Below are 14,867 nucleotides of genomic sequence, written 5' to 3' on the forward strand. Positions count from 1 at the left end.
CAAGGATCGATGCGGTGTCGGACTGGGATAGGTGAACCGAGCGTCGACGATGTCGACCTGCTGCTGGTCTATCCGAAAGGGCTCGTTTCCGAGGCGCTAGCGGCCCGAGCAGCTTTGGCGAACCTGGTGCACGTTCGGCTCCGTGTCCGCGCTGACGTGGTGCTCCTGAACGCTGACGAGGAGGCGGAGTCGAGCTTCGCGTCAAGAGAGTCTGCAAGGGTGCTTGAGCCGTGCGGCCAGGATCCCTGCCCGTCTCGGGGGCCCGAATCCGCCCCTGATCCATGCATTTCGGCGGTTTGCGTCAGTGAGCCGCGCTACGCCCACGAGGACGCCGTGGTCACCACGACGTCTCCGGTCTTGGGACGTAGTACAGACGGACCAGACGGTCCTGACCTCTGTCTCGGACGCTTGCTGTGACGTGAGCGAGAGCCGCACGCTTCAGCTCTCGAAGCCTCCGGGATGTGTTGTCGCCACCTAGGATGTACTGCTCCACCTCATACGGCAACGAGAACCTCAAAGCGTAAGCGCCCGGGCCCTCCTGCGGGCGAAGGCTCACCAGGACGCGATCGCCTTGGATGTGCGCTTCGGCGTGTACGCCGTGGTCGCCGTGCTGACGGACGTATGCGACGAAGTCCGTCCAGGAATCAGGCCGCATCGCGAGGAAGAAGGGCGCTTCCGGAGCTCCGACCACGATCGGCTGTTCGTGTGCGATCCAATGGGCCAGAGGTGTGCACGCTTGGACAAGTGGGAGGATGTCGTCCTCGGCCAGGTTCCCCCGCGATTGCTCAGGTATGCGGAGCAGGGTCTGAACTGCCAAGCCTTCCTGGGTGCTAGGCGAATCCCATCGCTCGGGCCAATCTGGCTCGAGCTCGACGGTATTCGTGCCGAGGAGCGTCCGGAGGGTCGCCCGGAGAGCCACGCTCGAAACAATGCCAGGCCGACGGCCGTCCGGCATGGCAGAGTTCACGTCGGAGGCCAACAGGCGGATCGCCTCGACCATCGGGTGAAATGCGCCGACTCGAAGGTCGACAATCGACAGTTCGTGCGCGAGAGCGTAGTCGGCAGCGGGCCGGCTGAAGCCGGAAGTCGAGAATATCGCGTAGCGGTACGAGTAGCGGCGGACGAGGGGCCCTCCTGAGTCTCGCCGCGAATACCGACTGTTCAGGTCCTGCAGGATGCCGACAGCTTGTCGCATTTCTTCGACGCCGATCGGGTTGCGCCGGTACTTGGCCTCGACGAATAATCGCAGCGGTCTGGAAAACGCGGGTGTCCAGGCGAGCTGTCCGAGTACGTCGGCCTGATGGTCCGCGCCGCGGCCGCGCACGTTCAGACCGTTGGCCTTCGCGACTAGTTCAACCGGGTCGTCTTCAGCTCTCGTGAGGAGCTCGTATCCGGAGGCGCGGAGGAGGAAGGCCAGGGCTTCCTCCAGAAGGTACCCCCGCAGCGAGTCAAGCCTCATGTGTCCGTCCGATCACTCATGGAGCATGCTCTCGCCCGCGGCTGGCCTTCCGATGTCGTTGCCCGGCAGCGAAGCGACGCTGCAGTCCTCATCGAGTGTCGATCATGCCGCCCCTGGGATTGGCCCGAGGGCGCCACGCCGGACGGCTAGGCATGGTGACGCACTGGATAGCGAGCGATTGGCGCGATGCCATCGGGACGCGGCGACGTTCCGGTATGGCGATCGAGCATCCACGCGCTCGATGGGACGTTGCCCCCCGCGTGGTCAGCGTGTGGTCAGCGAGCACCGCGGAACGGGGTCTTACAACGAACTACCCGCATGTATTCCCGCAGGTCAGCGCGTTATCCACAGACCAAGATCGAACTCCTAAAGCGGGTGTCGGCAGTTCGAATCTGCCCAGGCGCACAGTGTTGTTGCGGGTCGGAGCCGCTCACTCAGGCGCGCTCGCCGACGAACGCCGGGGTCACCCTTCGCGACCATTTGGCGTGCCCGCCTTGCGGCCTTGGCACTGTGGCGCTGTGAAGCGCACGCTTCCAGTCCGTGGTGAGCGTCGCTGGGCTTCGCGCACGGGTTACCCCTGCGCCCAGTGCTCGTTGAGGCGAGCGACAGCGTCGTCCTTGGTGATGGTCTGGAGCTCGCCCTCGCTCAACCCGAGCTCCCGCTTGAGGGTCAGGACGAGTCCGAGTGGCAGAGCGTTCGCGGGTGCGGTCGGCGCGGGCGAACGATCCGGGGGTCGCCGGTCCTTCACGCACGTCCAGAACTCGTCTTCGGTCACCTCCAGCTGGTCTCGAAGGATGTGGTCCCAGAGGCTCACGCCGTAAGTCGTGGCGTCGACGGGGCGTGAGATCCGGGTGCGTAGTACTCGACCGTCTGGCAGGGCGAGCTCGTATGTCGCGTGGTGGCCGGTGCGCTTTCCACGAGCGGTACGGGCTGGCTCCCAACGCTCGACCTCGCAGAACCGCTCATGGTCGTCGCGCGCGCCGATTCGCCGGCCGGCGCTCACCGAACGGGAGTGTCGATCTGGCGCGACGCGTCTGCCACGAGCCACTCGCGGAGATGATCGTCGTCGGACAGCGCGACCAGCTGGACAAACTGCCAGTTGGCCGCGTGGTTGGGGACGGTCGAGAGATGGTCGTTGAAGTCCTCGGCGTACTCGCGCACGGCGACGATCAGGTCGTCGAGCGCCTCTTCGACCGTGTTGCCAGATCCGGAGATCGGCCGTCCGACGAGGAACGCCGACCAACCGCCAGCCTCTGCGACGAGACGCGCGTCTGCTTCGACAAGTTGCACGAGGGCAGACCGGAGTCGCTCGCCGTCAACGAGGGCGAAGTGCACCCGGTCGCGAACGATCGATGTGGCACGACCTCCCTCGGCGGCGTCCAGGACGTCCTTGAATCGTGCGCGCGCTTCGGTGGCGGGCAGTTCCAGCACGGACACGACGGCTCCAGTGGTTGGATGGTGTGCGATAGCGACGATGTACGCTCTGTACGTCCTCTACAGCGTTCCGTAACGTACGCGCGTTCCATCTGGAACGCCACCCTGAGGCTCTGCGGCTTGGCGACGCGAGCCACGATTCACCCACACGGCTACTGATGACGCTCTCGTCAGCACGGGCCCGCGCTGATGATCAGGCGGACGGCGGCTTGGTCGGGGGCGTCCGTGCTCTCCGTTCTCGGTCGACAGATCACCGACGCGACCCATGGCGCGCCACCGGCGACGTACAGTGGCGACTGCCCTCGCGTGTCGACGGCCAGGACCCGTGGATCAGAGGATGATCGGCGACGGCCGGCCGTGCGAGCCACGGGCATGACGTGGCGCTGCCGAGTCGGCGCGCCCCGCCGCCAGCTCCGTGCGCGGGCTGGCGCAGCGTCCGAGCGCCGTGACCCGGCCCGCCGAAGCGGCCCGGGGAAGCGGCGGCCGACGTCCGTCCGGTTGACGGGCGGCCCGGGCGTGGCGTCGTGGCGTGCGGCGACGGTGGTAGTGCTCGAAGGAGGAGAAGTGGCACGAGCAGGCGGCCAGGGCCGGTCCGGTCGCGCGCGTCCGGACACGGGCGGTCAGCGCCGCCGCACCGGGCGGCCCTCGGAGCAGGGGATCATCCCGGTGCTCGCTGCGGTCGCGCGCGACGTCGACGACGCCGTCCGGCGCCCGCCGTCGACCGCGGCCGTGCGCACGAAGTTCCAGGTCGTGGCGCTGCTGGTCCGCGAGGAGCGGGCCCGCGTGATGGCTGACACCGGCCTGAGCGCGGCGAAGCGGACCGAGGAGCTCAAGCGGCTCGACGGGGTCGCGACGCTGCTCGCGAGGATCGCGGCGCGGGACACGTCCCTGCTGACGCTGCTCGCGGAGGACGCCCGGGTGTCGGACGCGGCGCGGGCGTACAAGGCGACGATCATGCGCAAGGGCGGTCTGGAGCCGCCCGAGGAGCCCGAGCCCGCGCCGCCGACCACGCCGCCGCCGGCGAAGAACCAGGTCGTGCCGCGATCGGTCATCTCGCGGCAGATGGCGAACCCGTTCCTGGCGCCGGACTACGAGGCTGCGGCGGCGCGTGCGTCGGCGCGGGCGGGTCGGCTGGCCGGGTGGGAGCTGCTCGAGCCGCTGTTCCGGTCGTTCGAGGTCGCGGCGACGGGTGCGCCGGCATGCATGGCGCTGCCCGACGTCCGGACGGCGTCGGCGCCGTTGGGACGGGAGCTCATGCGGCACCAGGCGCGAGTCGTCGCGGCGGCGGCGCGCGGGCACCGCACGTTCCTGCTCGCCGACGAGCCCGGGCTCGGCAAGACGGCGCAGGCGCTGCTCGCCGCGCAGGTGGCCGACGCGTACCCGCTGCTGGTCGTCGTGCCGAACGTCGTCAAGACGAACTGGGCGCACGAGGTCGGGATGTGGACGCCGCAGCGTCGCGCGACCGTCGTGCACGGCGACGGGGAGCAGGTCGACGGGTTCGCGGACGTCGTCATCGTCAACTACGAGCTGCTGGACCGGCACGTCGGGTGGCTCGGTGACCTGGGCTTCCGCGGGATGGTCGTCGACGAGGCGCACTTCATCAAGAACAAGTCGTCGCAGCGCTCGCAGCACGTGCTGGCGCTGTCGGAGCGGATCCGCACGCGCACGTCCCGGCCGCTGCTCATGGCGCTCACCGGAACCCCGCTGATCAACGACATCGAGGACTTCCGGGCGATCTGGCAGTACCTCGGCTGGATCGACGACACGAAGCCGCTCGGCACGCTGCTCTCGTCCCTGGAGGAGACCGGGCTGACGCCCGCCGACCCGGGGTTCTCGGCGTCCGCGCGGGCCAGCGTGATCGACATGGGGATCGTGCGCCGGCGCAAGGTCGACGTCGTCGCCGACATCCCCGCCCGCCGGGTCGCGGACCTGCCCGTCGAGCTCGACGGTGCGATCGGCCGGTCGATCCGTGCCGCGGAGGCGGCGCTCGCCGAGCGGCTCGTCGGGCGGTACCGGGCGGCGCTCGAGGCCCGCGGCGACAGTGCCGTCGGGGAGATCGACCACGACCTCGCGCGCCGGGTCGCGCAGGCGGAGCTCAAGGACTCGAGCTCCAAGGCGGGCGGCGAGAACGTCTTCACGATGGTCCGGCGCATCGGCCAGGCGAAGGCCGGGCTGGCCGCCGACTACGCCGCGCAGCTCGCGCGCAACGTCGGCAAGGTCGTGTTCTTCGCGAAGCACGTCGACGTGATGGACCAGGCCGAGCAGACGTTCGCCGAGCGTGGCATCCGGTACGCCTCGATCCGCGGCGACCAGACGACCCGGGTGCGCGACAAGAACGTCAAGGCGTTCGTCGACGACCCCGAGGTGTCGATCGCCGTCTGCTCGCTCCTGGCCGCCGGCGTCGGGCTGAACCTGCAGGTCGCGTCCAACCTGGTGCTCGCCGAGCTCTCCTGGACCGACGCCGAGCAGACCCAGGCCATCGACAGGATCCACCGCATCGGCCAGAGCGAGCCCGTCACCGCGTGGCGGATCATCGCCGCGCAGACCATCGACGCCAAGATCGCCGAGCTCATCGACAGCAAGTCGGGCCTCGCCGCCCGGGCGCTGGACGGTGCCGCGGAGGAGGACCTGCCGTCGTCGACCGACGTCCAGCTCGAGACCCTCGTCGCGCTGCTCACCGACGCGCTCGCCGGGGACGGCATCGTCTGACCTGCGACGATGGGGTCATGACCGAGTCTCCCGTCACGCGCGTCGTCCTCGCCGACCACGAGCTCCCCGCAGAGTTCCGTACCGGGCACGTCGAGGTCCGGCGCATCACCCTGGCGCCCGGGCTCGTCGCGGGGCCGCACGTGCACAACGGCCCGGTGTTCGGGGTCGTCGTGTCCGGGTCCGTCGACTTCCAGGTCGGGGACGGCCCGCGCGTGCGGCTCGGCGTCGGGGACGTCTTCCACGAGCCGGGCGACGAGCGGATCGAGGCGTTCGACGCGACCGACGAGGGCGTGGAGTTCCTCGGGTGGTTCCTGCTGCCGTCGGGTGTCGAGGCCGTGCTCACGCCGCTGGCCTAGACCCGACGACCGCCCACGGCATCAGGTCCGGCGCCGTCCGGGCCGAGCATGACGGGGCAGGCCTGAGAGGCGCCGCGAGGAGTTTGCTCTGCTCTCATTCCGACCTGCCGGGCGTAGCAAGCTCGACCACGTCTCGCGGTGCCCGCGTCGGTGCGGCCCACGGGTCTCGCTGGGCCGAACGGGTGGTGGTGTCGGCGAGTCGGGGTGACCGAGGTCTCGGCGTCGCGGTGCTGGTCAGAGGCCCAGGCGGGGTCCGGGACAATCGTTCCCCGTGACTGGGGACGAGCGGCCGATCGCGTTGGGGTATGGGTGGAGCGACGAGGCGGTCGACGGGTTCCGGCGGTGGGCCGCGCAGATGGGCTGGCCCGCGGACGTGCAGGACTCGTGGCTGCGCTCGGCGGCGGCGCACGGGTGGACGGCGCAGGAGATGGTCGCGGAGATCCGCAAGGGTCTCGACGAGCCGCACGTCGCCCCGACCCAGGGCGCCGCCCCGCACCACGTCCCGCCCGCGCAGCAGCAGGCGCCGAAGAAGTCGCGGAAGCGGACCCTCGCGTGGGTGTTCGGCGGGATCGGGGCCGCGGTCGCGGCGGTCGTCGTCGTGGCCGTCGCGATGAGCGGCGCGAGCCTCATGGGCGAGCTGCTGCACGTCGGTGCGGTGCGGATCGACGCCTCGAAGGCGGGCCCGGGCGCGGAGGACCGCGAGTTCGCGAACGTGTTCGTCGGGGTGGACCGCGACCAGGAGTTCCTGTTCGACGTGGGCTTCCCGGTCGGGGAGGACGACGACCTGGGCGAGATCGTCGAGGTGTACCTGGACCCGCAGCTGACGATGCCGGCGCCGGACGTGTCGTCGTACGAGTTCCGGGGGCAGCTCAGCGTCAGCCCGTCGTCGTTCTCGATCGGCAAGATCGCCGAGGACGGCGACGGCTACGAGCTGCAGATCAACCAGAACGGCGAGTGGGGGCTGTTCGACCGGTACTACCTGGCGGTCAAGAAGGACCTCGCGACGGGTGAGGTGCTGCCCGAGCCGGTGGTCAGCCTGTTCACGCCGAAGGCGGAGCTCGACTCGCCGGTCGCGACGTACGAGGCGCGCGACGGCGGCGACGGGGTGTTCCGGTGGAACGCGGTCGAGGGTGCGACGCGGTACGTCCTGGTGAGCCTGGGCTACGGCGCGCACGAGCAGGAGTACGGGACGTCGTCGCGGGTGGAGGTCCTCGCGACGACGGACGGGACGCAGATCGCGGCGTCCGACGTCCCGACGGAGGAGTGGATGGGGCGCAACAGCGCGTTCGTGTCCTACGTCGGCAACTCCGAGGACGAGGCGCGCGACCCGGACTTCGCGGACCGTGGTCCGTACAGCGCGCGGACGGCCCTGTACGGCGTGGTCGCGATGACGGCCGACGACGTCCCGAGCGCGGTCGCGCTCGTCAACCAGCGCGACGTCAGCGCGGGTCTGCCCGTGAAGGTCGCCGGGTACGCGCTGCGGGAGGTCATGGTCGGGCGGACGCGGGACGTCGCGGACCTGCCGGACCAGGTGCCGGTGACGATGGCGGACGGGTCGACGACCGTGGGCAGCGTCGAGTACGCCGTCGGGTCGGTGACGGAGAGGTTCGGCGGGTACGAGACGACGTTCTCGGTGCTCGGGTCCACCGTCGTCGACACCGTGGCGTTCACGGCGGCGAGCGTCGAGGCCGCGCAGGCGGCGCTGGCGGAGATCAACGCGCGCTCGCTCGCGCTGCGCGCCAACACCGGCGGGATGAGCCTGTACTCCTACGTCACCCCGGACCTCGTGGGCGGCGGCGAGACGTCGAGCACCCTGCCCGACGTCCCGTACCCGGTGTTCGCGACGACCGACCTGGGCCGGTTCATCGCGACGAACTTCGTCGCGGGCAACTTCAAGGTGTCGCTCGCCGACTTCTTCGAGCCCGGCAGCCGGGTGAGCGGGACGGGCGTCGACATCGACGACGTCATCGGCGAGGTCGTCACTCAGAACCCGTACCTGCTGGGCCTGTGGAACGTGTCCTACAGCCAGTCGACCCGCGTCCTGTACGGGCAGCCGGTCGCGTTCACCGACCTGGACACCTACCGGGCCGACCAGGCTGCGCTGAAGGTGCAGGTCGAGGACGTCGTGGCGCGCATCGGGACGAAGCCGTCGCAGCGCGACACGGTCCGCGCGATCAACGACTGGCTCGTCGCGAACGCCGACTACCACCACACCGCGTGGGCGCAGGTCGAGGCGCAGAACAGCACCGCCGGGTTCGAGCGGGCGTGGTCGGCCGAGGGCGTCCTGCTCGACGGCGCGGGCGTGTGCGTGTCGTACTCGGTCGCGTTCCAGGCGCTCGCGCTGGAGGCGGGGATCGAGGCGGTCAACGTCACCGGGCGCTCGCGCGCCGACGGGGTCGGGCACGAGTGGAGCCGTGCGAAGGTCGACGGCGCGTGGCTCAACCTCGACGTCACGTGGAACGACGGCGCGTCCGCCGACCGGTGGCTGCTGGTCACGGACGCCGAGCTCGACGCCGACCACGTGGTCGACACGGACTGGCTGGTCGACTCGCAGCTCGCGGCCTACACGACAGGCTGAGTCCCGGGCCGCGGCCGGCCGGCGTTGCGAGCGGCGGGGGCGTGAGCGCCTGACGCCCGCACCCGGAGGGGTGGTTCGCCACAAGTGTCCGGAGGTGGCGCCACCGGAACGGGTGAGATGTGGGCAAGCGCATACCTCACGTGCGGAAAAGGCTCGCGTCCCGCCGATTCGAATCGATACGATCGAAGGACGACGCGACCGGCACGACCCGACCACCGCGCACGTCCTCCAACCCGCCCACCAGCTCTCCGGGAATCGCTGTGCCCAAGGTCCTCACCGCCGGTCGCCCCTGGCGCGTCATCCTCCTCTTCGCCGTCCCGCTGCTCGTCGGCAACGTCGTCCAGCAGCTCTACCAGGCCGCCGACGCGATGGTCGTCGGCCGCGTCCTGGGCGTCGACGCGCTCGCCGCCGTCGGTGCGACGGGCTCGCTGCTGTTCCTGCTGCTCGGGTTCGCGTGGGGCCTGACGAACGGCTTCGCGATCCCCACCGCGCAGGCGTTCGGCGCAGGCGACCACCGGGCCGTGCGACGCTCCGTCGCCGCGGGCGCAGTCCTGACGGCCGCCACGAGCCTGCTGCTCACCGTCGGCGCGCCGCTGCTCGCCGGTCCCGCGCTGCGCCTGCTGCAGACGCCCGAGGAGCTGCTGCCGCAGGCGACGACGTTCGCCGTCATCAGCTTCCTCGGCGGCAGCACGATGATGTTCTTCAACTTCCTGTCGGCCGTCATCCGCGCCATCGGCGACTCCCGCACGCCCCTGGTGTTCCTCACCGTGTCGTGCGTGCTCAACATCGTGCTCGTCGTCGCGGCCGTCGGCTGGCTCGACTGGGGCGTCGGCGGCGCGGCGCTCTCGACGGTCCTCTCGCAGGGCGTGTCCGTCGCGCTGTGCCTCGACTACGTCCGTCGCCGCGTGCCCGTCCTGCACGTGCACCGCGAGGACTGGCACGTCACCCGCGAGGAGCTCGGCACGCACCTGCGGCTCGGCCTCCCGATGGGCTTCCAGGCGTCGATCATCGCGATCGGCACGCTCGCCGTGCAGGTGCGCCTCAACGAGCTCGGGTCCGACGCGGTCGCCGCCTACACGACCGCCGCGCGCGTCGACGGCCTCGCCGTCGCCCTGCTCGCCTCGCTCGGGCTGGCCGTGTCGATGTTCGTCGCGCAGAACCTCGGCGGCGGGCGTCCCGACCGGATCCGGCGCGGCGTCGTGCAGGGCGTCTGGATCGCCGTCGCGGGTGCCGCGGTGCTCGGCGTCGTGCTCGTCGCCGCGGGCGGGCCGATCGTCGCCCTGTTCGTCGGTGCGGGCGAGCAGCAGGTCGTCGACATGGCCGCGCACCTGCTCCTCGTCAACGGCGCGCTCTACACCGTGCTCGGCGCGCTGTTCATCCTGCGCGGCGCGCTGCAGGGCCTCGGGCAGACGGTCGTCCCGACGATGACCGGCGTGATCGAGCTCGTCTGCCGCGTCGGCGCCGCGGTCGTCCTCGGGGCGTCCTACGGGTACGACGGCGTCGTGTGGGGCAACCCGCTGGCGTGGATCGGCGCGATCGTCCTGCTCGTGCCCGCGTACCTCGCCGCGCACCGCCAGCTCGGCCGGCAGCCTGTGACCGGCGCCGGCGACGTCCCGACGACGCTCGTCCTCGAGGGGCCCGCCGAGGGGTCGGCCGTCATGGAGGCGGTCGTCGCGGACGTCGACGCGCTGCCTGCCCCGCACCCGTCGCCGGAGGCGGACGACGTGCGGGACGGGCTCGCTCAGCCGGCGGAGAGCGGCGCGGCGCGCTGCTGAATCGCGCCGGCGGGCCGCTCAGCCGACGACCTGCACCGCGGTCACGTCCGGCTCGCGGTCGGGCGCGGCGGAGCCTGGGGAGCAGGCGGCCCGCCCGACGACGACGGCGAGGGCGGCGAGCGTCCGGGTGGGTCGGTGCACGCCCCCATCCTCGCCGAGCCGCACCCGGGTCAGGCGTCGAACCGGAGCAGGCCGCGCTGCACGGCGCGCACCAGGCGGCGCGGGACGTGGACCGTGCGGCCGTCGACGGTGACCGGGACCACGGTCGCGGGCTCGGCCTTCCACTGCGCGCGACGGGCGCGGGTCCGGGCGCGGCTCAGGCGCCGCTTCGGGACGGCCATCAGCCCTGCCTCGCCTTCCACCGCGGGTTGCGCTTGTTGATGACGTAGGTCTTGCCGCGGCGGCGCACGACGATCGACCCGTCCTTCTTCTTGAGCGACGCGAGCGACGCGCGGACCTTCATCGGGACTCCTCGTCGGCAGCGGCGGTCGTCGCGCCCGTACGGCCGTACCGGCGGCGGAACTTCTCGACGCGGCCCGCGGTGTCCACGACGCGCGCGGTGCCGGTGTAGAAGGGGTGGCTCGCCGAGGAGATCTCGACGTCGATCACGGGGTAGGTCCGGCCGTCGGTCCACGCGACGGTCTTCGCGGACGTCGCCGTGGAGCGCGTGAGGAACGCGAAGTCGGCAGACGCGTCGCGGAAGACGACCGGGTGGTAGTCGGGGTGGAGGTCCTTCTTCATGCGGGGGTGCTCCTCTCGGGTGTGCGGCGTGATGCGCTCACCAGCTGGACTTCGTGACGCCGGGCAGCTCGCCGCGGTGCGCGAGCTCGCGCAGCCGGGTGCGGGACAGCCCGAACTTCCTCAGGTGCGCGCGTGGGCGGCCGTCGACGGCGTCGCGGTTGCGCAGCCGGACGGGCGAGGCGTCGCGCGGCAGCGCGTGCAGCGCCGCCATGGCCTCGGCGCGCTCGGCCGCGGTGCGGTGCGGGTCGACGGACGCCTTCTTGAGCGCGGCGCGCCGCTCGGCGTACCGGGCGACGACCTCCCGCCGCTGGGCGTCGCGGGCGATCTTGCTGGTCTTGGCCATGTCAGCGCTCCTCGCGGAAGTCGACGTGCCGGCGCACGACGGGGTCGAACTTGCGCAGCACGAGCCGGTCGGGGTCGTTGCGGCGGTTCTTGCGGGTGACGTACGTGAACCCGGTGCCGGCGGTGGACCGGAGCTTGATGACGGGTCGCAGGTCGGCGCGCTTGGTGCTCATCGCAGCTTCTCCCCGCGGGCGAGGATCCGGGCGACGACGACGTCGATGCCCTGCTTGTCGATGGTCTTGATGCCGCGCGCGGAGACCGTGAGGGTCACGCGGCGGCGCAGCGACGGCACGTAGTACGTGCGCTGCTGGATGTTGGGGTTCCAGCGGCGCTTCGTTCGGCGATGCGAGTGGGACACGGCATGGCCGAACCCGGGGGAGGTCCCGAGGACCTGGCAGTGAGCGGACATGACGGCGACACTAGATAGTGAGAATCATTCCCGTCAACGTGTACGGTGGCACCCGTCCACCCCGACCGAGAAGCCGCCCGAGCATGAGAGAGCCGTCGCCATGACCGCACCCCTGCCCCTCGTCGTCCTCGCCACCGTCGACCCCGTCGTCCGCGACACCACCGTCTTCGGTCTCGTCACCGACCACCCGCGCCTCGTCGTCCTGCGGCACGACATCCTCGACGACCAGGACGGCGGCCGGATCCGCCGCGTCGTCGTCAGCGGCCACGGCGTGCACGAGGACACCGAGGTCCCGCTCGAGCACGCGTGCCTCTCCTGCGCCGTCCGCGAGGACGCCGTGCCACAGCTCGAGCGCCTCGCCCACGACCCCCGCTGGGACGCCGTCGTGCTCGCCCTGCCCGTCGGCGCCGAGTCGCTGCCCGTCTCACGCGCCCTGTCGTGGACCGCCCGCCGCGGCGGAGCCCTGCGCGGCCTGCGCGTCGCGAACGTCGCCGCCGCGCTCGACCTCGACACCTTCGAGGACGACCTGCTCGGAGACGACCTGCTCGCCGAGCGCGGCCTCGCGCTCACCGTCGACGACCGGCGCTCCGTCGGCGAGGCCCTCGCCGCGCAGGTCGGGCACGTCGACACCGTCCTCGTCGCGGGCGACCGGGCCGCCGAGCCCGTCGCGTCCGACCTGCTCGACCACCTGCGCGCCGCCGACGCCCGCCGCGTCGACGGCCTGCACGGCGTCGACCCCCACGACCTCCTGCGGCACGTCCACGACGCCCGCCGCGCCGACCGCCGCGTCGACCCCCTGCACGCCGCACCCGTGGCGGGCGCGCCGACCGCGCACGGCGTCTGGACCCTCGACCTGCACTCCGGCCGCCCCCTGCACCCCGAGCGGCTCGTCGCGCACGTCGAACGCCTCGGCGACGTCGCCGCTCGCGGCCGTGGCCGGTTCTGGGTGCCCAGCCGCCCCGACTCCGTGTGCGTCTGGGACGGTGCCGGCGGTCAGCTCTCCGTGGGCGAGGCCGGCACGTGGGGACGCCGTGAGCCCGACACGCGCCTGCTGCTCACCGGCGTCGGCGACTGGGCCGGCGACCTCGTCGACGCGTTCGCCGACGTCCTCGTCACCGAGGCCGAGCACCGGGCAGGGCTCGCCGGCTGGCTCGGCCGCGCCGACGTGCTCGAGCCGTGGCTGGGGGAGCGCTCGCGCGCGTGACCGGCCCGTGCGGCTCAGGCCGGGGTGGGCCGGTCGTCGCCCGACGGGCCGTCACCGCGGCCGCGGCCGCGCACGAGCGTGCGGGGCGCGTCCGTCGCCGCGAGCGCCCACGCGACGAGCCCCGGCTGGAACACGAGCCGGACGGCCCGCTTGGTGTCGGTGTCCAGGCCGAACCCGTCCTTCCCCTCGACGTACTGCGCGATGTTGCCGGGGAAGATCGCCACGAAGAACGCCGCCGCCGCGGCGCCGACCCACGCGCGCGCCGGCTGCTTCCACGTCCCGACGAGCGCCGCGCCGAGCGCGATCTCCGCCACGCCCGACACCAGCACGACGACGTCCGGGTCGGCCGGGAACCACGACGGCACCTGGGCCTGGAACTCCTCCCGCGCGGTCGTCAGGTGGGTCGTGCCGGCGGTGAGCAGCGCGGCGCCGAGGCCGACCTGCCCGACGGCGCGGGCGATGCGAGCGAGGTTCGACATGGCGACATCCTCCCTGGCCGCGGGGGATCGTGCAGTGTGCTGTGCTGAGCCTCGGGAGGTCGTGCACGTGACACATCCGTACCTCGACGCACCGGGTGGCGTCGCCGCGCTCGCGCACCGCGGGTTCTCGCGCGACGGCCTGGAGAACACGCTCGCCGCGTTCCAGGCCGCCGTCGACCTCGGCTACCGGTACGTCGAGACCGACGCGCACGGGACCGCCGACGGTGTCGCCGTCGCGCTGCACGACGCGTCCCTCGACCGCACCACCGACCGCACCGGGCGGGTCGCCCACCTGCCGTGGTCGCAGGTCCGGCAGGCTCGCGTCGGCGGCGTCGAGCCCGTCCCGACGCTCGAGGACCTGCTCGGCACCTGGCCCGACCTGCGGGTCAACGTCGACGTCAAGGAGCGCTCCGGGGTCGCACCCGTCGCCGCCGCGATCGAGCGGACCCGGTCGCACGACCGCGTGTGCGTCGCGTCGTTCTCGGTCACCCGGCGGGACGCGACGGTCGCGCGGCTGTCCCGACCCGTCGCGACGTCGGCGGGGACCACCGAGGCGCTCGCGTTCTTCCGTGCGGGCCGCTCCGGTCGGGTGCCCGTCAGGGCCGTCCGGGACGTCGACGTCTTCCAGGTGCCGTGGCGGTGGCGCGGGCGGCAGGTCCTCACCGCCCGGCACGTCGACACCGCGCACCGCGCGGGCCGGCTCGTGCACGTGTGGACCGTGAACGACGAGGCGGACATGACGACGCTGCTCGACCTCGGCGTCGACGGTCTCATCACCGACCGTGCCGACGTCCTGCGCGACGTCCTGCGCGCCCGCGGCACCTGGCGCTGACCGCGCCGGCCGCAGCCTCCCCACCCCCGGTCGGACACCGCCCGCGGTCGGGCGGTCGGGTCAGGCGTCGAGGGCGTCCAGGCGGGCCGCGACGTCCGACGGGAAGCCGCCCGTCGCGATCGGGCCCCAGCGGGTCGGCGTCACGCGGATGAGGGCCTTGTCCTGCAGGCGCATCGCGGCGCGGTACTCGTCCCAGTCGGGGTGCTCGCCCGCGATGCAGCGGTAGTAGTCGACGAGCGCGTCCTCCGCCTCGGGCATGTGCAGCACCTCGGCGTCGCCGTCGACCTGCACCCACGCGCCGCCGAAGTCGTCGGACAGGACGCACACCGACACCTTCGGGTCGCGCGCGGCGTTGACCGACTTGGCGCGGCCCGGGTACGTCGAGACCACCAGGCGCCCGGCGTCGTCGACACCGCCGCTCACGGGCGAGACCTGCGGCCGGCCGTCCTGCCGCGCGGTGACGAGCAGGAAGTGGTGGCGGGGCCGGACGAAGTCGAGCAGCTCGGTCAGGCCGACGGTGCGGGAGGTGGCGACGGTGCGGGGCATGCC

18 protein-coding genes are annotated in these 14,867 nt (G+C 72.1%); 6 read left to right on the forward strand and 12 right to left on the reverse strand.

Annotated elements, in window-relative coordinates; all coding sequences use genetic code 11:
• Positions 1 to 337: 337 nt before the first annotated feature.
• The 3 genes from CBZ_RS03790 to CBZ_RS03800 all read right to left on the reverse strand — a co-directional run bounded on the left by CBZ_RS03790 (position 338) and on the right by CBZ_RS03800 (position 2,896).
• Positions 338 to 1,459, reverse strand: coding sequence for a PDDEXK family nuclease (locus tag CBZ_RS03790; protein WP_130780261.1), 1,122 nt, complete (start codon positions 1,457 to 1,459; stop codon positions 338 to 340).
• Between the two features lie 571 nt (positions 1,460 to 2,030).
• Positions 2,031 to 2,234: a hypothetical protein gene (locus CBZ_RS21460; RefSeq protein ID WP_218022702.1), complete on the reverse strand. Its 204-nt coding sequence runs from the start codon at positions 2,232 to 2,234 to the stop codon at positions 2,031 to 2,033.
• A gap of 224 nt (positions 2,235 to 2,458) precedes the next feature.
• Positions 2,459 to 2,896 carry a RelB antitoxin-like protein gene (locus tag CBZ_RS03800; RefSeq protein ID WP_130780262.1) on the reverse strand — a complete coding sequence of 146 codons (438 nt, stop codon included), beginning with the start codon at positions 2,894 to 2,896 and terminating at the stop codon, positions 2,459 to 2,461.
• A gap of 561 nt (positions 2,897 to 3,457) precedes the next feature.
• On the opposite strand from CBZ_RS03800, the gene CBZ_RS03805 reads away from it, so the two are divergent.
• From CBZ_RS03805 to CBZ_RS03820, 4 genes are all read left to right on the forward strand, one after another.
• Entirely contained in the window at positions 3,458 to 5,602 is a 2,145-nt protein-coding gene (locus CBZ_RS03805; RefSeq protein ID WP_130780263.1) for a DEAD/DEAH box helicase, read from the forward strand.
• 17 nt (positions 5,603 to 5,619) lie between these two features.
• Positions 5,620 to 5,958, forward strand: a complete 339-nt coding sequence (locus CBZ_RS03810; protein ID WP_130780264.1) for a cupin domain-containing protein — start codon at positions 5,620 to 5,622, stop codon at positions 5,956 to 5,958.
• 271 nt (positions 5,959 to 6,229) lie between these two features.
• Positions 6,230 to 8,536, forward strand: coding sequence for a transglutaminase domain-containing protein (locus CBZ_RS03815; RefSeq protein ID WP_130780265.1), 2,307 nt, complete (start codon positions 6,230 to 6,232; stop codon positions 8,534 to 8,536).
• 260 nt (positions 8,537 to 8,796) lie between these two features.
• The gene (locus tag CBZ_RS03820) at positions 8,797 to 10,311 is read left to right on the forward strand and encodes an MATE family efflux transporter (protein ID WP_130780266.1); all 1,515 of its coding nucleotides are present in this window, start codon (positions 8,797 to 8,799) and stop codon (positions 10,309 to 10,311) included.
• An 18-nt stretch (positions 10,312 to 10,329) separates the two neighbouring features.
• Here the strand turns inward: CBZ_RS03820 and CBZ_RS21960 are convergent, their stop codons facing one another.
• The 7 genes from CBZ_RS21960 to rpmB are packed head-to-tail and all read right to left on the reverse strand — an operon-like array spanning position 10,330 to position 11,803.
• The gene (locus CBZ_RS21960) at positions 10,330 to 10,452 is read right to left on the reverse strand and encodes a hypothetical protein (protein WP_281274844.1); all 123 of its coding nucleotides are present in this window, start codon (positions 10,450 to 10,452) and stop codon (positions 10,330 to 10,332) included.
• Positions 10,453 to 10,481: 29 nt separating this feature from the next.
• Positions 10,482 to 10,652: a 50S ribosomal protein L32 gene (gene rpmF, locus CBZ_RS03825; protein WP_130780267.1), complete on the reverse strand. Its 171-nt coding sequence runs from the start codon at positions 10,650 to 10,652 to the stop codon at positions 10,482 to 10,484.
• Positions 10,652 to 10,774, reverse strand: a complete 123-nt coding sequence (gene ykgO / locus CBZ_RS03830) for a type B 50S ribosomal protein L36 (RefSeq protein ID WP_034625243.1) — start codon at positions 10,772 to 10,774, stop codon at positions 10,652 to 10,654. The genes rpmF and ykgO overlap by 1 nt, the downstream gene beginning before the upstream one ends.
• Complete coding sequence (locus tag CBZ_RS03835; protein ID WP_130780268.1) at positions 10,771 to 11,052, reverse strand: type B 50S ribosomal protein L31; 282 nt, start codon at positions 11,050 to 11,052, stop codon at positions 10,771 to 10,773. Before CBZ_RS03835 ends, ykgO begins: the two co-directional genes overlap by 4 nt.
• Before the next feature lie 37 nt (positions 11,053 to 11,089).
• On the reverse strand, positions 11,090 to 11,395 hold the full coding sequence (rpsN, locus tag CBZ_RS03840) for a 30S ribosomal protein S14 (RefSeq protein WP_130780269.1): 306 nt from the start codon (positions 11,393 to 11,395) through the stop codon (positions 11,090 to 11,092).
• Between the two features lies 1 nt (position 11,396).
• Positions 11,397 to 11,567 carry a 50S ribosomal protein L33 gene (gene rpmG / locus CBZ_RS03845; RefSeq protein WP_130780270.1) on the reverse strand — a complete coding sequence of 57 codons (171 nt, stop codon included), beginning with the start codon at positions 11,565 to 11,567 and terminating at the stop codon, positions 11,397 to 11,399.
• Positions 11,564 to 11,803: a 50S ribosomal protein L28 gene (gene rpmB, locus CBZ_RS03850; RefSeq protein WP_130780271.1), complete on the reverse strand. Its 240-nt coding sequence runs from the start codon at positions 11,801 to 11,803 to the stop codon at positions 11,564 to 11,566. The genes rpmG and rpmB overlap by 4 nt, the downstream gene beginning before the upstream one ends.
• 100 nt (positions 11,804 to 11,903) lie before the next feature.
• On the opposite strand from rpmB, the gene CBZ_RS03855 reads away from it, so the two are divergent.
• Positions 11,904 to 13,007, forward strand: coding sequence for a GTP-binding protein (locus CBZ_RS03855; protein WP_130780272.1), 1,104 nt, complete (start codon positions 11,904 to 11,906; stop codon positions 13,005 to 13,007).
• A gap of 14 nt (positions 13,008 to 13,021) precedes the next feature.
• Here CBZ_RS03855 and CBZ_RS03860 read toward each other — a convergent pair whose 3' ends face one another.
• Entirely contained in the window at positions 13,022 to 13,486 is a 465-nt protein-coding gene (locus CBZ_RS03860; protein ID WP_130780273.1) for a DoxX family protein, read from the reverse strand.
• Positions 13,487 to 13,553: 67 nt separating this feature from the next.
• Here CBZ_RS03860 and CBZ_RS03865 point away from each other — a divergent pair, with 67 nt between their 5' ends.
• Positions 13,554 to 14,318, forward strand: coding sequence for a glycerophosphodiester phosphodiesterase family protein (locus CBZ_RS03865; RefSeq protein WP_246013024.1), 765 nt, complete (start codon positions 13,554 to 13,556; stop codon positions 14,316 to 14,318).
• A 60-nt stretch (positions 14,319 to 14,378) separates the two neighbouring features.
• Here the strand turns inward: CBZ_RS03865 and CBZ_RS03870 are convergent, their stop codons facing one another.
• On the reverse strand, positions 14,379 to 14,864 hold the full coding sequence (locus CBZ_RS03870) for a PPOX class F420-dependent oxidoreductase (protein ID WP_130780275.1): 486 nt from the start codon (positions 14,862 to 14,864) through the stop codon (positions 14,379 to 14,381).
• Between the last annotated feature and the right edge of the window lie 3 nt (positions 14,865 to 14,867).

The organism is Cellulomonas biazotea (assembly GCF_004306155.1).
GTDB lineage: Bacteria > Actinomycetota > Actinomycetes > Actinomycetales > Cellulomonadaceae > Cellulomonas > Cellulomonas biazotea.

Coding starts and splice junctions, on each gene's coding strand:
- CBZ_RS03790 (WP_130780261.1), bottom strand. CDS start 1,459: ATGAGGCTTGACTCGCTGCGGGGGTACCTTCTGGAGGAAGCCCTGGCC.
- CBZ_RS03810 (WP_130780264.1), top strand. CDS start 5,620: ATGACCGAGTCTCCCGTCACGCGCGTCGTCCTCGCCGACCACGAGCTC.
- rpmF (WP_130780267.1), bottom strand. CDS start 10,652: ATGGCCGTCCCGAAGCGGCGCCTGAGCCGCGCCCGGACCCGCGCCCGT.
- ykgO (WP_034625243.1), bottom strand. CDS start 10,774: ATGAAGGTCCGCGCGTCGCTCGCGTCGCTCAAGAAGAAGGACGGGTCG.
- CBZ_RS03835 (WP_130780268.1), bottom strand. CDS start 11,052: ATGAAGAAGGACCTCCACCCCGACTACCACCCGGTCGTCTTCCGCGAC.
- rpsN (WP_130780269.1), bottom strand. CDS start 11,395: ATGGCCAAGACCAGCAAGATCGCCCGCGACGCCCAGCGGCGGGAGGTC.
- rpmG (WP_130780270.1), bottom strand. CDS start 11,567: ATGAGCACCAAGCGCGCCGACCTGCGACCCGTCATCAAGCTCCGGTCC.
- rpmB (WP_130780271.1), bottom strand. CDS start 11,803: ATGTCCGCTCACTGCCAGGTCCTCGGGACCTCCCCCGGGTTCGGCCAT.
- CBZ_RS03855 (WP_130780272.1), top strand. CDS start 11,904: ATGACCGCACCCCTGCCCCTCGTCGTCCTCGCCACCGTCGACCCCGTC.
- CBZ_RS03860 (WP_130780273.1), bottom strand. CDS start 13,486: ATGTCGAACCTCGCTCGCATCGCCCGCGCCGTCGGGCAGGTCGGCCTC.
- CBZ_RS03870 (WP_130780275.1), bottom strand. CDS start 14,864: ATGCCCCGCACCGTCGCCACCTCCCGCACCGTCGGCCTGACCGAGCTG.